Genomic DNA, 19,911 nt, shown 5'->3' with positions numbered 1-19,911 from the left:
TGTCTACTTCTGTACGACGATGCGGCCGTCGCGGACCTGGAACACGTGGGTGCGCGACTGCAGCTGGCCATCGGGCGCGAAGCTCACGTCGCCGAACACCGTGCCCTGGAAGCTGCCGCCGCGGATGCGCCGGGCGACCGGCTCGCGCTCCAGCGTCTTCAGTTCGCTGGCGGCCATCGCCCACACCTGCAGCGCCGCGGCGCCCACGGCCATGAACTTGTCCGGCGTGTTGCCGTGCAGCGCTTGCACCTTGGCCACGAAGCGCTTGTTCACCGGGTTGGAGGCAAAGGGCTCGACATCCGGGAAGTAGATGTCCACGCCCATCGCGCCATTGGCTGCGTCGCCCGCCACCGAGATCACGCTGGGCGCCACCGTGCCCAGCGCGGCCAGCAGCTGGCCGGGCACGCGGCCCTGCTTGAACTGCCGCAGGATGGCCGGCATGCCCAGGCCTTCGTTGGCGTTGATGGCCACCGTCACCTCGGGGTTGGCCGCTCGCACGTTGGTCAGCGCCACGCGGAAGTCGGCCTGCGTGAACGGAAACTTCTCCTCGGCCACCTTTTCATAGGCGTAGCCCAGGCGCTTCAGCTCGGCCTCGATCGAGGCCTGCGTGCCGTTGCCGTAGGCATCGTTCTCGGTGAGAAAGGCCACACGCCTGGCCTTGAGGCGGCCTGCGATCACCTGGGCCACCGCGGCACCGCCTTGCGTGTTGCTGGCATTCAGCCGCATGGCCAGCGGATTGCCTTCGCCCGACAGCATCGCGTCGGCACTGGCGAACAGGGTGATGTCGAGCACGCCCGCGCGGTGGATCACCGGCTGCATCGCCAGCGCCACCGGGCTGTTCCAGCCCTCGAGGATGACCGCCACACCCTGGCCCACCAGTTCGGTGGCGCGTGACACGCCCACGGCCGGCGTCGATTCGTCGTCGCGCGCCACGATCTCCAGCGGCCGGCCCAGCACGCCGCCGTCCTCGTTGATCAAGGCGGCCATCGCCTGGATGGCCTGGGTGACGTGCTGGCCCTGTGGCCCGGCACCGCCCGACAGCGGAAGGATCACGCCGACCTTGATCGGGCCGGCAGCCTGTGCGCATGCAGCGCCGGCCGAGGCCCAGGCCAGCGCGGTGGCGCCCAAGGCGGCCAGGCCCAGCTTGCGGCGGTTCGGGTTCATGCGTTGTCCTCTCGGCATGGACCGGAACATACCAGTACGTATGTCGCGTGGTCAACGCGGATCAGACCCGTAGATCGTCAGTGTTTACCCATGGAGTTGCCTCACCAAGGCTGCAACGGGATGCTTTGCCGTTTGCGGAAATACTTATCGGTATGTACGATCGTCCGCAACCTCAAGTGCAACGGAGATGCCTCGAATGAAGACTCAAGGAATCACGGCCCTGGTGACCGGCGGTGCGTCGGGCCTGGGCCTGGCGGCCGCACGCCGGCTGGTGGGCGAGGGCGCTTGCGTAGTCATCGCCGACCTGCCGCAATCGGCCGGCGAGAGCGTGGCGCGCGAGCTGGGCGAGGGCGTGCGCTTCGCCCCGGCCGACGTCACCAGCGAAGCCGACATGGCTGCCGCCTGCGACCTGGCCGCATCGCTGGGCGAGTTCCGCGTGCTGGTGCACTGCGCCGGCCGCGGCGGCCCGGTGCGGCTGCTCGACAAGGAGGGCAACCCCGGCTCGCTGGAGACCTACGTCGACATCGTGCGCATCAACCTGATCGGCACCTTCAACACCGTGCGCATGGCGGCCAGCCGCATGGCCCGCAATGAGCTGACGGATGAAGGCGAACGCGGCGTGTGCGTGCTCACCGCCTCGGTCGCGGCCTATGAAGGGCAAATCGGGCAGATCGGCTATGCCTCGTCCAAGGCCGGCGTGGTGGGCATGACGATCGTGGCCGCACGCGACCTGGCCAGCAAGGGCATCCGCGTGTGCACCATCGCGCCCGGCATCTTCGACACGCCGATGCTGGCGCGTGTCTCGGCCGATGCGCGCAAGACGCTCAGCGCCTCGGTGCCGCACCCGGCGCGGCTGGGTACGCCCGACGAATACGCCCACCTGGCGATGCACATCGTCAGCAACCCGATGCTCAACGGCGAAACCATCCGGCTCGATGGTGCGCTGCGCATGGCCCCCCGTTGAACAACAAGGACACCACCGCATGACCACGGCCGAAGTGCTCGTCGATGCCGAGGACGGCATCCTCACCATCACCCTCAACCGCCCCGAGGCGCGCAATGCGATGACGCTGGCCGCGGCCCGCCTGATCGCCGAGGCGCTGGACCGGCTGGACGCCGACGACGGCCTGCGGCTGGGCATCCTCACCGGCGCCGGCGGCAGCTTCTGCGCCGGCATGGACCTGAAGGGCTTCCTGCGCGGCGAGCGGCCCAGCATCCCCGGCCGCGGCTTCGGCGGGCTGACGATGCAGCCGCCGAAGAAGCCGCTGATCGCCGCGGCGGAAGGCTACGCGCTGGCCGGCGGCTTCGAGCTGGTGCTGGCCTGCGACCTGGTGGTGGCCGCCGACAACGCGCAGTTCGGCGTGCCCGAGGTCAAGCGCGGCCTGGCCGCCACCGCGGGCGGGCTGGTGCGGCTGCCGCGCCAGTTGCCCTACCGCATCGCGATGGAACTGGCGCTCACCGGCGACATGTTCCCGGCCGCACGCGCCCATGCCTACGGCCTGGTCAACCGCTTGAGCGCACCGGGCCAGGCGCTGGCCGAAGCACGCAAGCTGGCGCAGACCATCGCCGGCAACGGGCCGCTGTCGGTGGCCGCCAGCAAGCGGGTGATCGTCGAATCGCAGGACTGGCCGGCCGACGAGCTGTGGACCCGCCAGGCCGCGATGACCGAGCACATCTTCACTTCCGCCGATGCGCGTGAAGGCTCGGCCGCGTTTGCCGAGAAGCGCAAGCCGGTGTGGCAAGGGAAGTGAAGCGCATGGCCACCGACACGAGATTCGACGGGCCCGGGCCCGATGCGCAGTACCGCCAGGCGCTCGAGGAAGGGCGCTTCGTGCTGCAGCACTGCGAGGACTGCGCAGCCACGCGCTTTCCACCCGCGCTGGTGTGCCGGGTGTGCGGCAGCCCGCGGCTGGCCTGGCGGGCCGGGCCGGCGGAGGCCGAGGTGTATGCGGCCACCACGGTGCGCGACCGCGCGGGCGACTACAACGTGGTGATCGTCGAGCTGCCCGGCGGCGCACGGATGATGAGCCGCGTGGATGGTGCCGATGGCAGCACGCGGCCCGAGGTGACCATCGGCCTGCGGGTGCGGCCGCACATCGCGGGCCAGGGTGAGGAGCCGCACGTGGTGTTCATCGCCGACGAAGGAGCCGCGACATGACGGCGCATGCCTTGCGCGGCGCGGCCGCCATCGTCGGCATCGGCAACACCCGCCGCTGGAACGCACCCGACCGCTCGCCCTTCGACCAGTTGCAGGAAGCCGCAGTGCTGGCGCTGGAGGACTGCGGCCTGGGACTGAAGGACGTGGACGGCCTGTTCTGCGCGATGTCTACCTCCGGCCTGCCAGTGCTCAACGTGACCGAGCGGCTGGGCCTGCAGGTGCGCCATGCCGAAGGCACGATGGTGGGCGGCGCCAGCTTCCTGTTCCACCTGCAGTCGGCGATGTCGGCGCTGGCGCATGGGCTGTGCGACGTGGCGCTGGTGTGCTACGGCTCCAACCAGCTCACGGCTGGCGGCAAGCTGGCCTCGATGCCCGACCCGCAGCCCTACGAGAACCCGTACAAGCCGCGCTACCCGATCAGCAGTTACGCGCTGGCCGCGGCCCGCCACATGCACAAATACGGCACCACGCGCGAGCAGTTGGCGGCCGTGGCGGTGGCGGCGCGCGACTGGGCGCGGCTGAATCCCGATGCCTTCATGCAGGAGCCGCTCACGCTGCAGCAGGTGCTGGCCTCCCGCATGGTGAGCGACCCGCTGAGCAAGGCCGACTGCTGCCTGGTGACCGACGGCGGCGCGGCGCTGGTGATCACCCGCGCCGACCGTGCGCGCGACCTGCCCCAGCGGCCGGCCTACCTGCTGGGCACCGGCGTGGCCGTCACGCACCGGCAGATCTCGGCCATGCCGGACCTCACCACCACCGGCGCGGTGCAGTCCGGCCAGCGGGCCTATGCGATGGCCGGCGTGGGCGCCAAGGACATCCAGCATGTGATGCTGTACGACGCCTTCACCATCAACACGCTGCTGTTCCTGGAGGACCTGGGCTTCTGCGCCAAGGGCGAGGCCGGCGCCATGGTGCAGGCCGGTGCCATCTCGCCGGGCGGTGCGCTGCCGGTCAACACCAATGGCGGCGGGCTGTCTTGCAACCACCCGGGCATGTACGGCCTGTTCACCGTGATCGAGGCGGTGCAGCAGCTGCGCGGCGAATGCGGCGCGCGCCAGGTGCCCGGCGTGCAGCTGGCCCTGGCCCATGCCAACGGCGGCGTGCTGTCCAGCCAGGCCACGGCCATCCTCGGCACGGCGGAGGTGCTGTAGATGATCGATCCACGACGCCTGCTGGCCGAGCCGCTGCCGGTGATCGAGCAGCGCATCGGCTGGCGCGACTGCATCCTCTATGCGCTGGGGCTGGGCGTGGGTCTCGACCCGATGGACGAGGCCGACCTCGCCTTCGTCGACGAGACGCGGCTGAAGGTGCAGCCCACGATGGCCAACGTGATGGGCTACCCCGGCTTCTGGATGCGCGAGCCGCGTTTCGGGCTGGACTGGGTGAAGACGGTGCACGGCGAACATGCGCTGCGCGTCCACCGCCCGCTGCCGGCCGAGGCCACGGTGCGCGGCACCAGCCGCATCGTGGGCCTGGTGGACAAGGGCGCCGACAAGGGTGCGTTGATCTACGTCGAACGCGAGATCGTCGACGTGGACCGCGGCGAGCTGCTGGCCACGGTGCGGCAGACGGTGTTCTGTCGCGGCGATGGTGGCTTCGGCGGTGCGGGGGCCCATCCCCCGCCCGTCGAAGCCACCGGCCCGCAGGCCGTGCCCGAGCGGCCGGCCGACGACGCCGTCACGCTGCCCACCTCTGCGCAATCGGCGCTGGTGTACCGGCTGTCGGGCGACTACAACCCGCTGCACAGCGACCCGGCCACCGCGCGCGCGGCCGGCTTCCCGCGGCCCATCCTGCATGGGCTGGCCACCTTCGGCGTGGTGGGCCATGGCCTGGTCAGGCGGCTGTGCAGCGGCCGGCCCGAAGCGCTGCAGGCGATGGGTGGGCGTTTCTCGTCGCCGGTGTACCCCGGCGAGGCGGTGCAGCTGGACCTGTGGCACACCGCCCCCGGCCGCGCCGCCTTCCGCGCCAGCGTGCCGGCGCGGGGTGTGGTGGTGATGAACAACGGCTTTGTGGAGTTCACCGAATGACCGCATTGCTCGGCAACATCCGCGTGCTCGACCTGAGCCGCATCCTCTCCGGACCCTGGGCCACGCAGATGCTGGCGGACTTCGGCGCCGACGTGATCAAGGTCGAGCGCCCCGGCGCCGGCGACGACGTGCGCCACCAGGGCGCGCCGCTCAACGACCGCGACGGCCGGCCCACCAGCGACCGCAGCGTGTTCCTGGCGCTCAACCGCAACAAGCGCTCGATCGCCATCGACATGGCCACGCCCGACGGCCACCAGTTGATCCGCCGGCTGGCCGAGACGGCCGACGTGGTGGTGGAGAACTTCAAGGCCGGCGACCTCAAGCGTTATGGTCTAGACGAAGCCTCGCTGCGTGCGATCAACCCGCGGCTGGTGTATTGCTCGATCAGCGGCTTCGGCCAGACCGGGCCCTACAGCGCGCTGCCCGGATACGACCTGGTGTTCCAGGCGATGAGCGGCCTGATGAGCCTGACCGGCGTGCCCGACGGCCAGCCCGGTGCCGGGCCGCAGCGCACCGGCTACCCCATTTCCGACACCACGGCGGGCTTCTACGCCTGCATCGGCATCCTGGCCGCGCTGCACCACCGCGACACCGTGTCGGGCGAAGGCCAGTACATCGACCTGGCGATGCTGGATGCGCAGGTGGCCGCGATGTCGTCGATGGCGATGAGCTACGTGGTGGCGGGCGTGATGCCGCAGCGCGTGGGCATCCGCTCGCAGCTCACCTGCCCGTACCAGGACTTCGACTGCGCCGACGGCCAGGTGATGATCGCGGTGGGCAACGACAAGCAGTTCCAGCAGCTGTGCACCGCTGTGATCGGTCGGCCCGAGCTGGCCACCGACCCGCGTTACGCCGACACGCCGCTGCGCGTGGCCCACCGCGACAGCCTGGTGCCGGTGATCGCCGACATCCTGCGTGGCAACACCGTCGACCACTGGATGGCACGGCTGCGTGCGGCCAATGTGCCTGCGGGGCCGATCAACCGCTTCGACCAGGTGCTGGCCGACCCGCAGATCCAGCACCGCGGCCTGCTGCAGCAGGTGCCGCACACGCTGGCGGGCAGCATGCCCATCATCGGCAACCCGCTGCAGTTCTCGGCCACGCCGGTGGTGCACCGCACGGGTCCGCCGCTGCTGGGCGAGCACACCGCCGAGGTGCTGCGCGAGTTGCTGGACCTGGAAGACGACGACATCGCCGCCCTGCAAGCGCAAGGCGTGATCGAACAACAAGCTGCAGGAGATCAACCATGAGAGCCGTGCTGTGCAAGGCCTGGGGCCCGCCCGAATCGCTGGTGGTGGAGGAGCGGCCGACGCCGCGGCCCGGACCCGGCCAGGTGCTGGTGGGCGTGAAGGCCTGCGGCGTGAACTTTCCCGACACGCTGATCATCCAGGGCAAGTACCAGTTCAAGCCCGAGCTGCCGTTCTCGCCCGGCGGCGAGGTGGCCGGCACCGTGCTGGCGCTGGGCGAAGGCGTGCAGGGCTTCGCGGTGGGCGACCGTGTGATCGCCGCCACCACCTGGGGCGGTTATGCGGAAGAGGTGGTGGCCGAGGCCGGCCGGCTGATCCCGATGCCCGACGGGATGGACTTCCCGGTGGCGGCGGCTTTCACGCTGACCTACGGCACCTCGCACCATGCGCTGAAGGACCGCGCGAAGCTGCAGCCCGGCGAAACCCTGCTGGTGCTGGGCGCAGCCGGCGGCGTCGGCCTGGCGGCGGTGGAACTGGGCAAGGCCATGGGCGCGCGGGTGATCGCCGCAGCATCGAGCGAAGACAAGCTCGCGCTGTGCCGCGCCCACGGCGCCACCGACACCATCGACTACAGCCGCGAAGACCTGCGCGAACGCATCAAGCAGCTGACCGACGGCCGCGGCGTGGACGTGGTCTACGACCCGGTGGGCGGCGACTACAGCGAGCCCGCATTGCGCGGCATGGCCTGGAACGGCCGCTTCCTGGTGGTGGGCTTCGCGGCCGGGCGCATTCCCAGCCTGCCGTTGAACCTGCCGCTGCTCAAGGGCTGCGCCATCGTGGGTGTGTTCTGGGGCGCCTTCACGCGCAACGAGCCGCAGCGCAACGCGGCCAACCTGGCCGAGTTGATGCAGTGGATCGGCGAGGGCAAGCTGAAGCCGCATGTCTCGGCCACCTATCCGCTGGAACGCGCGGCCGATGCGCTCAACGACCTGCTGCGGCGCAAGGTGCAGGGCAAGGCCGTGCTGCTGACGGGGCGCTGAGATGGCCGCAGTGAAGAAGATCCTGGTGGTGGGTGCGCTGGGCGTGGTCGGCCGCGCGGCGCTGGAGCGCTTCGCGGCGCAGCCCGGTGTGCAGGTGCTGGGCCTGGCCCGCCGCCGGCCCGACTTTGCGCCCGAGGCCACCTGGCTGTCGGCCGACCTGCGCGACGCCGCGGCCACGCTTGAAGCGCTGGCGGCGCACCAGGACGTCACCCATGTGGTGTACGCCGCGCTGAACGAGCAGCCCGACCTGGTGCAGGGCTGGCGCAGCGCCGGCAATGCCGATCTCAACACCACGATGCTCGCCCACCTGCTCGACGCACTGCAAGGCGCGCCGCTGCAGCATGTGACGCTGATGCAGGGCACCAAGGCCTACGGCGTGCACACCGGCCGGCCGATGCCGGTGCCTGCCCGCGAGACCGATGCGCTGCGCGACCACCGAAATTTCTACTTCGACCAGCAGGACCTGCTGGAAGCGCGGGCGCAGCAACAGGGCTTCCAGTGGACCGGCTGGCGCCCGCAGATCGTGCTGGGCGTGGCGGTGGGCAGCGCGATGAACCCGGTGGCCGCGCTGGGCGCCTACGCGCTGCTGCGCAAGGAACAGGGCCTGCCCCTGGCCCCCGTCGGCCATCCGCACTTGCTGACCGAATGCACCGACGCCCGGCTGATCGCCGAGGCCATCGAATGGAGCTGGGGCGCGGCGCAGGCCCACGGCGAGGTGTTCAACATCGCCAACGGCGACATCATCCTGTGGGCCCGCCTGTGGCCGCGGCTCGCCGAGTTCTTCGACATGCCGCTGGGCGAGCCGGAGGATGTGCGGCTGGCCACGGAGATGCCCCCGCTGGCCGGCTTGTGGCGCCGCATCGCCGAGCGCGAAGGGCTGAAGGTGCCCGAGCTGGACACGTTGATCGGCCTGTCATGGCAATACGCCGAAGCCACCTTCGCCTCCCGCCGCCCCTTCCCGGTGCCGCCGCTGGTATCGACGATCAAGCTGCGGCAGGCAGGCTTCGGCGCGTGCATCGCCACGGATGACTGCGTGCTGGCGCATCTGCAGGCGATGCGGGCGCAGGGGTACCTGCCGACTTGACAGTGCCGACTCCAGTCCTTACGATTGTAGAAAACGTAAGGAGCACACCATGACCTCGGAAGCCACGCTCACGTCCAAGGGCCAAGTCACGCTGCCCAAGGAGCTGCGGGCCAGCCTCGGGCTGGAGGCCGGTGCCAAGCTGAGCTTTTCGCAGCTCAGCGACGGCACGGTGGTGATGCGGGTCAAGCACCGCAAGCTCAGCGAACTGGCCGGCATCCTCACGCGGCCGGGCCAACCCTCGGTGCCGCTCAAGGACCTGAGCCGGTGAACGCCGGCATCGCCATCGACACCAACGTGTTGGTGCGGTGGCTGGTGCAGGACGACCCGGTCCAATCTGCTTCCGCCAGCCGCCTGATGGCCACGGCTGAAGAACGCGGCCTGCCGGTGATGCTGCTCTTCGGCGTTCTGCTGGAGACGGAGTGGGTGCTGCGCAGCCGCTACAAGCTCGACAAACACGCCATCGTCAGCGCCTTCACCCAACTGCTCGAAACCGATGGCCTGCAGCTCGAGGACGAGGCTGCGCTGGAAGAGGCCTTGTTCCGCTGGAAGGAATCGAAGGCCGGGTTCACCGACTGCATGCTGGCCGCCAAGGCCGGGCTGCTGCAGCGGCAGCCCTTCATGACCTTCGACGCGGCGGCCGCCCAACTGCCGGGCGCCCAGCTGCTGCGTTGAATCGCCGCGCCCCTCACTCCGCCTTGATGTTCAACCGCTTGATCAGCGAGCCCCACTGCTGGCTCTGCGCCAGCGTGGTCTTGCGCAGGTCGGCCGGGCTGCCGGTCTGCGGCTCGTTGCCGATCTTGCGCATGGCCTCGGCGAAGCTGGGCGAGGCGGTGATCTTGCGCACCGCGGCGGCCAGCTTGTCGACCACCGGCTGGGGCGTACCCACCGGCACGAACACGGCATACCAGGTCTCGCCCACCACGTCGGGATAGCCCAGCTCGCGGAAGGTGGGCACGTCGGGCATCAGCGGCTGGCGCTCGGCACTCAGCACCGCCAGCGCACGGTACTGGCCGGCGTTGACGTTGGGCACCGCGTTGGTCAGCGCCTCCACGTTGGAGTCGATCACGCCGCCGATCATGTCCATGGTGGCGGGGGCGGCGCCCTTGTAGTGCACCTGGGTCATCTTGGCGTCCAGCCCGGTGGCGATCAGCTCGCCCAGCAGGTGCACCATGCTGCCCTGGCCGTTGGTCGCGTTGTTGATCTTGCCGGGGTTGGCCTTGGCATAGGCCGCGTACTCCTTCAGCGTCCTGGCCGGGAAGTCCTTCTTCACCACGAAGGCGAAGGGCACGGTGCACACCGGCGCCACCGGCTCGAAGTCTTCCAGCTTGTATTGCAGCTTGTCGTTCAGGTGCGGGTTGACGGTGAAGGTGGTGCCGGCCGACAGCAGCACGGTGTAGCCGTCCTTCGGCGCGCGGGCCACCAGCGTCGCGCCGATGGCGGTGGCGGCGCCGGCCTTGTTGTCGACCACCACCACCTGGCCCAACTCCTCGCGCAGGCGCTGGGCGAGCTGGCGGCCCACCACGTCGCTGGTGCCGCCGGGCGGGTAGGGCACCACCATGGTGATCGGCTTGCTGGGCCAGTTGTCCTGGGCCTGCGTGGCGGCCGGCGCCAGCGAAGCGGCGAGGGCGGTGCAGGAGGCGGCCAGCGCCAGCATGTGTCGGCGTGCGTGCATGGTCGTCCTCATACGGTGGCCACCGGTGTGGCAGGCGAGCCGACGGCGCCGGGCAGGCGCAGCGGCGGTGCGGTCAGCAGGAAGGTGGAGCGGCGGTTCGCGCGCAGCCACTGCGCCAGCTCGGCGAAGTACCAGAGCTCGCCCAGGTTCAGGCCCAGCTTGAAGAGGCAATGCGCATGCAGCGGCAGGCCGGGGTAGTGATCGCCCTGGCCCGGCTGGGCCGGGTAGGCCTCCACCGCGAAGTTGTCGGCGCAGATGGCGACGATGCCCGAGTCGGTAATCCACTGCAGCAGCTTCTCGTCGCGGCCATCCAGCACCGCGCAGCTGTTCTTCAGCCGGTCACCGTCAGGCTGCTTGTCCATCTCCAGGATGAGGTCGGCGAAGCCGGTGTACAGGCACAGGAAGTCGCCCGTCTCCACCGTGGCGCCCTGCCGCTCCAGCGCGGCCATCAGGCCGTCGTAGCCCACCAGCGCCCGCTCGCGGTGGTGGATGGCTTCCAGGTCCACCAGCACGCCGCGGCCCTGCACGCCGGCGGTGGCCAGGCGCTCGATGCCGATGGCGTGGGCGCCGTAGTCGTCGTCCACGTCGTCGGGGCCCACCACCTCCACGCCGGCGCGGTAGCCGTTGTAGTAGACCTTCTCGGGCAGGCCGTCGCCGTCGGCATCGAACATCTGGCCCACATGACCCAGGCCGTCCCATTGGGTGCTGTACTGCGTGTACAGCATCACCGCATCGTCCGACACCACGTCGGAGAAGCAGCTGCAGACGCTGGAGAGCTTGAAGTTGAAGTTGAAGCCCTCGCCGCGCCGCTCATGGAAGAAGCGCGGCGCCTTCCGGTGCTGGAAGAGGGTGTTGCCGCCGGGATAGTCCAGCGGCAGGCTGAGGCAGAAGGTCTGCCCGTGCTGCACCGTGCGGATGGCCGCCAACCGCCGCTCGGGCGTGAGCAGGTTCATGCGGCCGATCTGGTCGTCCGCGCCGAAGTCACCCCAGTTCGAACCCTCGGGCCGCTGCTTCCATCGGGAATTGCTCATGCGCACTGCTCCTTCGTTGGAAGGAACATACCAGTAGGTATGAGTGCGCCGGTATCGGTGTTTTCACTGCGCAGCCGCAGCAGTGAACGGCCCTACATACCTGTGAGTATGTAGGGCCGACCGCAGGGGAGATCAGCGGTGCTCGTCGGTCTTATTCTTCGAGCCGAACGGATAGGCGCCGCCCTGCTGCGCACCCTTGGGCGGGATCTTCAGCGACAGGATCATCGTGACGGCCAGCGTCAGCGCGGTGAAGCCGAGCGACACCGCCACCGGGATCTTGTAGACGTCGATCAGCAGCATCTTGGCGCCGATGAACACCAGCACGATGGCCAGGCCGTAGCTCAGCAGGTGGAAGCGCTCATGCATGTTGGCCAGCAGGAAGTACATCGCGCGCAGGCCCAGGATCGCGAACACGTTGGAGGTGAGCACGATGAAGGGGTCGGTGGTGATCGCGAAGATCGCCGGGATGCTGTCCACCGCGAACACGATGTCCACGATGCCGATCAGCAGGATGACCACCAGCAGCGGCGTGGCCATCTTCACGCCGTCCACCATGGTGAACATCTTCTCGCCGTCATAGGTGGGCGAGATCTTGAAGCGTCCGCGGATCCACTTCAGCGCCGGGTTGTTGTCCAGGTCGGGTTCCTGGCCGGCGGCCCACCACATCTTGATGCCGGTGAACAGCAGGAAGGCGCCGAACACGTACAGGATCCAGTGGAACTGCGCGATCAGCCAGGCGCCCACCAGGATCATCACCGCGCGCAGGACCAGCGCACCCAGGATGCCGATCATCAGCACCCGCTTCTGGAACTCCGCCGGCACCGCGAAGTAGGTGAACAGCATCAGGAAGACGAAGATGTTGTCCACCGCCAGCGCCTTCTCGATCAGGTAGCCGGTGAGGAACTCCAGGGACTTGTCGTTGGCCACCGCACGGGCGGCCTCGTCGGTGCCGGTGCCGCCGAGGTACCACCACATCCAGCCCATGAACACGAAGGACACGCCCACCCAGACCAGCGACCAGATGGCCGCCTCCTTGGTGCTGACGCGGTGGGCGCCTTGCTTGCGCATGGCAAAGAAATCGACGAACAGCGCGACGAGCACGAACGCCGAGAACAACGACCACATGAGTGGCGAACCGATGGATTCCATGACCTGCCTTTGAAGTGAGTTGCGAGCGCCGACACACCGCTTGCCGAAGCATGAGGCGGTGGACGACATCAAGGACCCAAGGCTGGTCTTGCCTTGCCGACGATGGAGGGGCCAGGGCGACCCACATCGTGGCCAGCAGTGCCGGGGTGCAGTGAGGGCCACTACACCCGTATTGACGACACTGCGCCGGAATGACGTCCTGACTGCGACGTGACCCGGTGGCTACTCCCCAACACAAGTGGGGCGGAGTCTAGCAGCGTGCTGCAGGAAATGTCACCGTTGTGATTCCTGTGCAACTGGCCGTGGCACGGTGGCCAAGGCCGCGGCCGCCAGCAGGCCGATGGCGCCCGACAGCATCAGGGCGCCCGCGCCCCAGGCGTCCAGCGGCAGGCCCATCAGCAGGTGCAGGCCGGCCGACGCCATGCACGCGCCGCGCCAGCCCAGCTCCGCCTCCAGCAGCGTGGACAGCGGCCAGCCCACGGTGCTGGCAAAGCCCGCCACCAGCGTGATGCCGGTGATCGCGGCACGCGACTGCGGCCCGTACAACCGCACCAGCGCCGCGCCGGCCGCCTCGTACAGGCCGCCGCCCATGGCGACGCCCATCACCACCCAGGTCGCGAACAGCCCGGCTGGCCCTTGTGCCCAGGCCAGGCCAGCCAGGCCGAGACCACCAGCGCCACCGGGAAAGCGGCAAGGACCGTGGGCACGCCGACGCCCAGGTCGCGTGCCATCGGCCCGGCCAGCATGGCCGGCAGGTAATAGCTGGAGGCCCAGGCCAATGTCCGCGCCGTGCCCAGCGCCGCGATCGTGCCGTTGCGGCCCAGCGCCATCGTCAGCCGCAGCAGCCGGCCACGGCCACGGCCGCGGGTGCGGGTGCGGGCCGCTGCAATCGCACCGCTAGCGCGCCGACCGCGGCGAGGGCCCGCGCACGATGCGCGTGCGGCTGGCCTCGCTGTGCAGCCAGGCGAGGAAGGCCACCACCGCCGGCCGGCGGGCATGGCGCGCCGGATACACCGCGAAATGCGCCTTCACCTTCAGCGCCTTGTCGAAGCCGAACACCGGGCGCAGCTTGCCGTCGGCCAGGTGGCCGCCCGCATTGATGGCGCTCTCCAGCGCCACGCCCAGGCCCTGGGTGGCGGCGTCCAGCGACATCTGTGCGCGGTCGAAGCGCACCGCGAAGCGCTCCGGCGCTCGCTTGTCGCTGAAGGCGCGGAACCAGTCCGACCACTGCACGATGCTCACGTTGCTCTGCACCAGCGGCACGTCCAGCAGCTGCTCCACGCGCTTGAGCCGGTGCTCGCGGATGAAGGCAGGGCTGGCCAGCGGCAGCACCGGCTCCTCGAACAGCGGCTCCACTTCCAGGTCGGGCCATTGCGGCACGCCGTAGCGGATGTCCACGTCGGCCTGGCCCAGGCCGAAGTCGCTGTGGGTATGTGCCGCCGACAGGTTCAGGCTGATGTCGGGATGGGCCTGGGCGAAGCCGTGCAGCCGCGGCATCAGCCACAGGCTGGCCAGGCTGGGCGCGGAATGCACGTACAGGCTGTTGCCCACGCCCTGCTTCAGGTCTTCGGTGGCGGCCACCAGCGCGGTGAGTGCGCCCGCCACGCGGGCCAGGTACAGCTCGCCGGCCTGGCTCAGCCGCACGCCGTGCGCGCTGCGCTCGAACAGCCGCACGCCCAGCTGCGCCTCCAGCTTGGTGATCTGGTGGCTGACGGCCGATGCGGTGAGGTGCAGCTCGGCCGCGGCCAGCGCAAAGCTGCGGCGGCGGGCCACTGCCTCGAAGGCCAGCAGGTTGGCGACGGGAGGGACGGCGGCCATAGGGTGAACCCCATCGTTGGATGACGATTCGTCATCATAGGTTGACAACTCGTCGCTTGTGCTCAGGGGGTGCCCCCACGAAGATTCGGCCACCCCATCAAGGAGACGAAGATGTTGCTCAAGGACAAGGTGGCCGTCATCACCGGCGGCGCAGGCCTCAACGGCCTGGGCTTCGCCACGGCGCGGCAGATGGCCGCGCAGGGCGCCCGCGTGGTGCTGCTGGACCTGGAACGCGCCGCGCCCGCGGCCGCCGCGGCGCAACTGGGCCCGGCGCACCTGGGCCTGGTGGCCGACGTGACCGACAAGGCCTCCTGCGATCGGGCCATCGCCGCGGTGCTGGAGCAGTTCGGCCAGGTGGACGTGCTTGTCAACAACGCCGGCATCACCCAGCCTGTGAAGACGCTGGAGATCACCGGCGCCGACTACGACCGCATCCTGGACGTGAGCCTGCGCGGCACGCTGCACATGTCGCAGGCGGTGCTGCCCTCCATGCAGGCCCGCCGCAGCGGCTCGATCGTGTGCATCTCGTCGGTGTCGGCGCAGCGTGGCGGCGGCATCTTCGGCGGCCCGCACTACTCGGCCGCCAAGGCCGGCGTGCTGGGCCTGGCCCGTGCGATGGCGCGCGAGTTCGGCATCGACGGCATCCGCGTCAACTGCATCGCTCCGGGCCTGATCGAGACCGACATCACCCAGGGCAAGCTCACGCCCGAGCGCAAGAAGGAGATCGCCGACACCATTCCGCTGGCGCGGCTGGGTGCGGCTTCCGACGTGGCCGGTGCCTGCGTGTTCCTGGCCAGCGACCTGTCGGCCTATTGCACCGGCATCACGCTCGACGTCAACGGCGGCATGCTGATCCACTGACCGCCGCCACCACAACAGGAGACAAGCCATGCAACGCAAGACCTTCCACCGCCTGGCGGCCGCCGCCGCCTTCGCCCTGCTGGCACCCGCGCTGGCCGGGGCCCAGCCGGTCAAGCTCACGCTGGGCCACGGCGCCGCGCCGGGCAATCCGCGGCATGAGGCCGCGCTCAAGTTTGCCGAGGTGCTGAAGACGAAGACCGCCGGCCGCATCGAGGTGCAGGTGGCGCCTTCGGCCCAGCTGGGCGACGACGCCGCGATGGTGACCGCGGTGCGCACCGGCGCGCTGGACATCACCGCCAACTCGCAGGGCGCGGTGGCCACCGCGGTGCCGGAGTACGCGGCCTATGGCATGCCCTTCCTGTTCGCCAGCTCGGCCCAGGCCTTCAAGGTGCTGGACGGCGCGCTGGGCAAGGAGCTGGCCGAGAAGTCGGCCGCCAAGGGCATGGTGGTGCTGGGCTACTGGGACAACGGCATCCGCCACATGACCAATGCCAAGCGGCCGATCGCCAAGGTGGAGGACGTCAAGGGCCTGAAGATGCGCACGCCGCCGGACGCGGTGCTGGTCGACATCATGCAGGCGCTGGGGGCCGAGGCGCAGCAGATCAAGTTCGCCGAGCTGTACGTGGCGCTGCAGCAGGGCGTGGTGGACGGCCAGGAGAACCCGCTGGCCAACTTCCACGCCAGCAAGCTCTACGAGGTGCAGAAGCACCTGGCCCTGACGAGTCACATGTTCCAGATGACGCCGCTGCTGATGAGCAAGCGCAGCTGGGACCGCCTGTCCGAGGCCGACCGCAAGGCCGTGACCGAGGCCGCGGCCGAGGCCACCACGCTGCAGCGCACGCTGTCGCAGGAGGCCGACGAGAAGCTGCTGGCCGACCTCAAGGCCAAGGGCGTGCAGGTCACCACCGTGGACAAGGCCGGCTTCGAGAAGGCCACCGCCAAGGTGGAGGAGAAGTGGGCCGCCGGCCCCATCGGCGCCTATGTGAAGAAGGTGGTTGCCGCCGCCCGCAGCAACTGAAGCCGGAGGCCCGCGATGAACGCAGTCGAACGCGCGGTGGTGGCGCTGTGCCGCCTCGTGCTGTGGATCAGCACGTCCGTGATCTTCGTGATCCTGGTGGCCAACACGGTGCTGCGCTATGCCACCGGCGCCAGCCTGCAGTGGGCCAACGAGGTGCCCGAGCTGCTGTTCCCGTGGCTGGTGATGGCCGGCGTGGTGCTGGCCGCGGCCAGCGGCGCGCACATCACCACCACCTTCCTGGTGGAGGTGCTGCCCGAGCGCGCGCGGCGCTGGGTGGCGGTGGCCAGCTGGCTCATCGTGGCCGGGCTCTATGCCACGCTGGGCTGGGCCACCTTCCAGATGCTGGAGATCGTGCACGACGAGCGCACGGCCATCCTGCAGATCCCCGGCTCCATCACCTATGCCTGCGTGATGGTGGGCATGGTGCTGCTGGCGGTGCTGGCGCTGCAGTCCGCCGGGTCGGCGCTGCTGGCAGGCCCGCCGGCACCGCAGGCCGAGGGCGAGCAGCCCGTGCCTTCCGCCCACTGGTAGCCCAGGAGACGCCGCCATGACTGCCTTGATCCTGTTCGTGTTCCTGGGTGGCGCCGTGATCGCCATGCCCATCGCCCATGCGCTGCTGGTGGCCGCACTGGCGGCCGCCGCCAGCTCCGACCGCGTGCCGCTGGACCTGCTGGTTCAGCAGATGGTGGCGCAGGTGCAGAGCTTTCCGCTCATCGCCATCCCGTTCTTCATGCTCACCGGCTCCCTGATGATGGGTGGCAAGCTGGGCGAGGCGCTGATCGGCGTGCTGTCCACGCTGATCGGCCGCTTCCACGGCGGGCCGGCCCAGGTGGGGGTCATGTCGTCCACGCTGTTCGGCGGTGTCTCGGGCTCGGCAGTGGCCGATGCCTCGGCCATCGGTTCGCTGCTCATCCCCTGGCACAAGCGGCTGGGCTATCCGGCGGCCTTCTCGGCGGCCACGCTGGCGGCGGCGGCCACCATCGACATCCTGATCCCGCCGTCGATCCCGCTGATCCTGTTCGCGCTCAGCGCCAATGCCTCCATCGCCTCGCTGTTCGTGGCGGGCGTGCTGCCCGGCATGCTGATGTGCGGCGGCTTCATGGCGGCCTGCTGGTGGGTGGGGCGGCGGCGCAACTTCCCGCGCGACACATCGCCGTTCAATGGCCCGGCCTTCCGCCGCCATCTGCTGTACGCGCTGCCGGCGGTGGTGCTGCCGGTGCTCATCATCATCTTCCTGCGCTTCGGCATCGCCACGCCTACCGAGGTGGCCGTGCTGTCCACGCTGTACGCCGGCCTGGTGTCGGCCGTGATCTACCGCGACCTGGGCTGGAAGCGGCTGAACGATGCGGTGGTGCATGCGGGCCTGGCCACCGGGGTGGTGCTGCTGGTGATCATGGCCTCGGCCGCCATCGGCTGGCTGCTCACCTACGACCAGATGCCCACCGGCGTGGCCAACTGGGTGCAGCAGAACGTGCATGCGGCCTGGCTGATCGTGCTGCTGATGAACCTGATGATGCTGTTCCTGGGCATGTTCATCGACCTGCCGGCGGCGGTGCTGCTGCTCACGCCGGTGTTCGTCCCGATGGCCAATGCGATCGGCATGGACATGACGCAGCTGGGAATCATGATGGTGGTCAACCTGGCCATCGGCCTGTACACGCCGCCGGTGGGCACCACGCTGTTCATCACCAGCGCACTGGCCAAGGTGAAGGTGGGCCAGACGGTGCGCGAGCTGGGCCCGTTCTACCTCGTCGCCTTCGGCGTGCTGGCACTCGTGTCCTACGTGCCGGCGTCCATCCTCAAGTAACTCCCTTTCCGGAGACGTTCCATGACTGAGCAAGAACACTTGCTGGCGCGGCTGCGCCAGAGCGCCTGGCGCATCCGCCGCTATGCCCTGCGCATGGGCGAGGTGCAGGGCCAGGGCTACATCGGCCAGGCCCTGGGCTGGGCCGACGTGCTGGCGGTGGCCTATGCCCATGCGCTGAAGCTGCGCCCGGCCGAGCCGGAATGGGAAGGCCGCGACCGCTTCCTGCTGTCGCACGGCCATTACGCCATTGCGCACTATGCGGCGCTGATCGAGGCGGGCACCATCGCCGAGGAGGAGCTCGAGACCTACGGCAGCGACGACAGCCGGTTGCCGATGTCGGGCATGGCCACCTACACGCCAGGCATGGAGATCTCCGGCGGCTCGCTGGGGCAGGGCCTGCCCATCGCGGTGGGCATGGCGCTGGCGCTGCGCCACAAGGGCAACCCGGCCTTCGTCTACAACTCCATGTCCGATGGCGAGCTGGACGAAGGCTCGACCTGGGAAGCCGCGATGGGCGCCGCCCACCACCGGCTGGCCAACCTGGTGTGCCTGGTGGACATCAACAACCAGCAGGCCGACGGGCCTTCGGGCAAGGTGCTGGGCTTCGAGCCGCTGGCCGACAAGTGGGCCGCCTTCGGCTGGCATGTGCAGCGGGTGGATGGCAACGACCTGGCCGCGGTGCTGCGCGCCTTCGATGCCGCGCGCCACCTGGCCGAGCCGCGGCCGCGCGTGATCCTGTTCGACACGCTGATGGGCAAGGGCGTGCCCTTCCTGGAGCAGCGCGAGAAGAACCACTTCATCCGCGTCGATCCGCCCGAGTGGCAGCAGGCGCTGCAGATCCTGGACCAGACGCAGCCCGAGGAGGCCGTGCAATGAACACCGTCGCTGACAAGAAGCCCCGCCTCACCACCTCGGCGATGATCGCCTCCATCGCCAGCGAGGGCCAGCGCGTCAAGGCCGCGCCCTTCGGCAAGGCACTGGTGGCGCTGGCCGAGCAGCGGCCCGAGATCGTCGGCCTGACCGCCGACCTGGCCAAGTACACCGACCTGCACCTGTTCGGCCAGGCCTATCCCGAGCGCTTCTTCCAGATGGGCATGGCCGAGCAGCTGCTGATGGCCGCCGCCGGCGGCATGGCCAAGGAAGGCCTGCTGCCATTTGCCACCACCTATGCGGTGTTCGGCACCCGGCGCGCCTACGACTTCATCCACCAGGTGATCGCGGAGGAGAACCTCAACGTCAAGCTGTGCTGCGCGCTGCCGGGCCTGACCACCGGCTACGGCCCCAGCCACCAGGCCACGGAAGACCTGGCGCTGATGCGCGGCATCCCCGGCCTGACCATCGTCGACCCCTGCGACGCGCTGGACATCGAGCAGGCGGTGCCGCAGATCGCGGCCCACACCGGCCCCGTCTACATGCGGCTGCTGCGCGGCAACGTGCCGCTGGTGCTGGACGAATACGACTACCGCTTCGAGCTGGGCAAGGCCAAGCTGCTGCGCGACGGCAACGAGGTGCTGGTGATCGCCAGCGGCTTCATGACCATGCGCGCGCTGGAAGTGGCCGCGGCCTTGCACGCCGACGGCATCGGCGTGGCGGTGCTGCATTGCCCCACCATCAAGCCGCTGGACGAGGCGGCCATCGTGGAGGCGGTGCGCTACAAGCACCGGCTGGTGGTGGTGGCCGAGAACCATTCGGTAATCGGCGGCCTGGGCGAGGCGGTGGCCGGCACGCTGCTGCGCCACCGCGTGCAGCCAGCGGGCTTCCAGCTGGCGGGCCTGCCCGACCGCTTCCTCGATGCCGGCGCGCTGCCCACGCTGCACGACCGCTACGGCATCAGCACGCCCACGCTGTCGGCCCGCATCCGGGCCTGGCTGGGCTGAGGCCGCGCCAGCCGCTGG

The 19,911-nt window shown here is 69.6% G+C and carries 21 protein-coding genes and 1 pseudogene; 16 read left to right on the top strand and 6 right to left on the bottom strand.

The annotated features are described in order from the left end of the window. Positions 1–3: 3 nt before the first annotated feature. Positions 4–1,164 carry an ABC transporter substrate-binding protein gene (locus VO99_RS08795; protein ID WP_083440459.1) on the bottom strand — a complete coding sequence of 387 codons (1,161 nt, stop codon included), beginning with the start codon at positions 1,162–1,164 and terminating at the stop codon, positions 4–6. A gap of 196 nt (positions 1,165–1,360) precedes the next feature. Here VO99_RS08795 and VO99_RS08790 point away from each other — a divergent pair, with 196 nt between their 5' ends. The 10 genes from VO99_RS08790 to VO99_RS08745 are packed head-to-tail and all read left to right on the top strand — an operon-like array spanning position 1,361 to position 9,332. Then, entirely contained in the window at positions 1,361–2,128 is a 768-nt protein-coding gene (locus VO99_RS08790; protein ID WP_046112476.1) for an SDR family NAD(P)-dependent oxidoreductase, read from the top strand. A gap of 19 nt (positions 2,129–2,147) precedes the next feature. Beyond that, complete coding sequence (locus tag VO99_RS08785) at positions 2,148–2,915, top strand: crotonase/enoyl-CoA hydratase family protein (protein ID WP_046112475.1); 768 nt, start codon at positions 2,148–2,150, stop codon at positions 2,913–2,915. A 5-nt stretch (positions 2,916–2,920) separates the two neighbouring features. Then, positions 2,921–3,322, top strand: a complete 402-nt coding sequence (locus VO99_RS08780; protein ID WP_046112647.1) for a Zn-ribbon domain-containing OB-fold protein — start codon at positions 2,921–2,923, stop codon at positions 3,320–3,322. Continuing rightward, positions 3,319–4,473 carry a thiolase family protein gene (locus VO99_RS08775; RefSeq protein WP_046112474.1) on the top strand — a complete coding sequence of 385 codons (1,155 nt, stop codon included), beginning with the start codon at positions 3,319–3,321 and terminating at the stop codon, positions 4,471–4,473. Before VO99_RS08780 ends, VO99_RS08775 begins: the two co-directional genes overlap by 4 nt. Beyond that, the gene (locus VO99_RS08770) at positions 4,474–5,349 is read left to right on the top strand and encodes a MaoC/PaaZ C-terminal domain-containing protein (protein ID WP_046112473.1); all 876 of its coding nucleotides are present in this window, start codon (positions 4,474–4,476) and stop codon (positions 5,347–5,349) included. It abuts the gene before it with no gap. After that, on the top strand, positions 5,346–6,599 hold the full coding sequence (locus tag VO99_RS08765) for a CaiB/BaiF CoA transferase family protein (protein ID WP_046112472.1): 1,254 nt from the start codon (positions 5,346–5,348) through the stop codon (positions 6,597–6,599). Before VO99_RS08770 ends, VO99_RS08765 begins: the two co-directional genes overlap by 4 nt. Next, positions 6,596–7,576, top strand: coding sequence for an NADPH:quinone oxidoreductase family protein (locus tag VO99_RS08760; RefSeq protein WP_046112471.1), 981 nt, complete (start codon positions 6,596–6,598; stop codon positions 7,574–7,576). Before VO99_RS08765 ends, VO99_RS08760 begins: the two co-directional genes overlap by 4 nt. A gap of 1 nt (position 7,577) precedes the next feature. Beyond that, positions 7,578–8,660 carry an NAD-dependent epimerase/dehydratase family protein gene (locus VO99_RS08755; protein ID WP_046112470.1) on the top strand — a complete coding sequence of 361 codons (1,083 nt, stop codon included), beginning with the start codon at positions 7,578–7,580 and terminating at the stop codon, positions 8,658–8,660. A gap of 49 nt (positions 8,661–8,709) precedes the next feature. Beyond that, entirely contained in the window at positions 8,710–8,928 is a 219-nt protein-coding gene (locus VO99_RS08750) for an AbrB/MazE/SpoVT family DNA-binding domain-containing protein (protein WP_046112469.1), read from the top strand. Then, on the top strand, positions 8,925–9,332 hold the full coding sequence (locus VO99_RS08745; RefSeq protein ID WP_052736205.1) for a type II toxin-antitoxin system VapC family toxin: 408 nt from the start codon (positions 8,925–8,927) through the stop codon (positions 9,330–9,332). The genes VO99_RS08750 and VO99_RS08745 overlap by 4 nt, the downstream gene beginning before the upstream one ends. A 13-nt stretch (positions 9,333–9,345) precedes the next feature. Here the strand turns inward: VO99_RS08745 and VO99_RS08740 are convergent, their stop codons facing one another. The 5 genes and pseudogenes from VO99_RS08740 to VO99_RS08720 form a co-directional block, all read right to left on the bottom strand. Beyond that, on the bottom strand, positions 9,346–10,332 hold the full coding sequence (locus tag VO99_RS08740) for a Bug family tripartite tricarboxylate transporter substrate binding protein (RefSeq protein ID WP_046112468.1): 987 nt from the start codon (positions 10,330–10,332) through the stop codon (positions 9,346–9,348). Between the two features lie 8 nt (positions 10,333–10,340). Continuing rightward, positions 10,341–11,363: a cyclase family protein gene (locus VO99_RS08735; RefSeq protein WP_046112467.1), complete on the bottom strand. Its 1,023-nt coding sequence runs from the start codon at positions 11,361–11,363 to the stop codon at positions 10,341–10,343. 132 nt (positions 11,364–11,495) lie between these two features. Then, positions 11,496–12,512 (bottom strand): TerC family protein, encoded by a 1,017-nt coding sequence (locus VO99_RS08730; protein ID WP_046112466.1) that lies wholly within the window; start codon positions 12,510–12,512, stop codon positions 11,496–11,498. 256 nt (positions 12,513–12,768) lie between these two features. Then, a pseudogene (locus VO99_RS29465) lies at positions 12,769–13,342 on the bottom strand (MFS transporter); the annotation flags it as partial. Between the two features lie 67 nt (positions 13,343–13,409). Continuing rightward, complete coding sequence (locus VO99_RS08720; protein ID WP_046112465.1) at positions 13,410–14,330, bottom strand: LysR substrate-binding domain-containing protein; 921 nt, start codon at positions 14,328–14,330, stop codon at positions 13,410–13,412. Between the two features lie 111 nt (positions 14,331–14,441). Here VO99_RS08720 and VO99_RS08715 point away from each other — a divergent pair, with 111 nt between their 5' ends. Genes VO99_RS08715 through VO99_RS08690 form a run of 6 tightly spaced genes read left to right on the top strand, consistent with a single transcriptional unit; the run spans position 14,442 to position 19,893 of the window. Beyond that, the gene (locus VO99_RS08715; protein ID WP_046112464.1) at positions 14,442–15,191 is read left to right on the top strand and encodes an SDR family NAD(P)-dependent oxidoreductase; all 750 of its coding nucleotides are present in this window, start codon (positions 14,442–14,444) and stop codon (positions 15,189–15,191) included. Positions 15,192–15,219: 28 nt separating this feature from the next. Continuing rightward, positions 15,220–16,209, top strand: a complete 990-nt coding sequence (locus VO99_RS08710; RefSeq protein ID WP_046112463.1) for a TRAP transporter substrate-binding protein — start codon at positions 15,220–15,222, stop codon at positions 16,207–16,209. 15 nt (positions 16,210–16,224) lie between these two features. Next, positions 16,225–16,740: a TRAP transporter small permease gene (locus VO99_RS08705; protein WP_046112462.1), complete on the top strand. Its 516-nt coding sequence runs from the start codon at positions 16,225–16,227 to the stop codon at positions 16,738–16,740. 16 nt (positions 16,741–16,756) lie between these two features. Further along, positions 16,757–18,016: a TRAP transporter large permease gene (locus VO99_RS08700; RefSeq protein ID WP_046112461.1), complete on the top strand. Its 1,260-nt coding sequence runs from the start codon at positions 16,757–16,759 to the stop codon at positions 18,014–18,016. A gap of 21 nt (positions 18,017–18,037) precedes the next feature. Continuing rightward, a complete protein-coding gene (locus tag VO99_RS08695) occupies positions 18,038–18,892 on the top strand; it encodes a transketolase (RefSeq protein ID WP_046112460.1) in 855 nt (284 codons plus the stop codon). Then, positions 18,889–19,893, top strand: coding sequence for a transketolase family protein (locus tag VO99_RS08690; RefSeq protein ID WP_046112459.1), 1,005 nt, complete (start codon positions 18,889–18,891; stop codon positions 19,891–19,893). Before VO99_RS08695 ends, VO99_RS08690 begins: the two co-directional genes overlap by 4 nt. Positions 19,894–19,911 lie beyond the last annotated feature (18 nt).

Origin of the sequence: Aquincola tertiaricarbonis, from assembly GCF_000969605.1 — a bacterium.
GTDB lineage: Bacteria > Pseudomonadota > Gammaproteobacteria > Burkholderiales > Burkholderiaceae_C > Aquincola > Aquincola tertiaricarbonis.
This window is presented reverse-complemented; position numbering and strand designations above follow the sequence as displayed.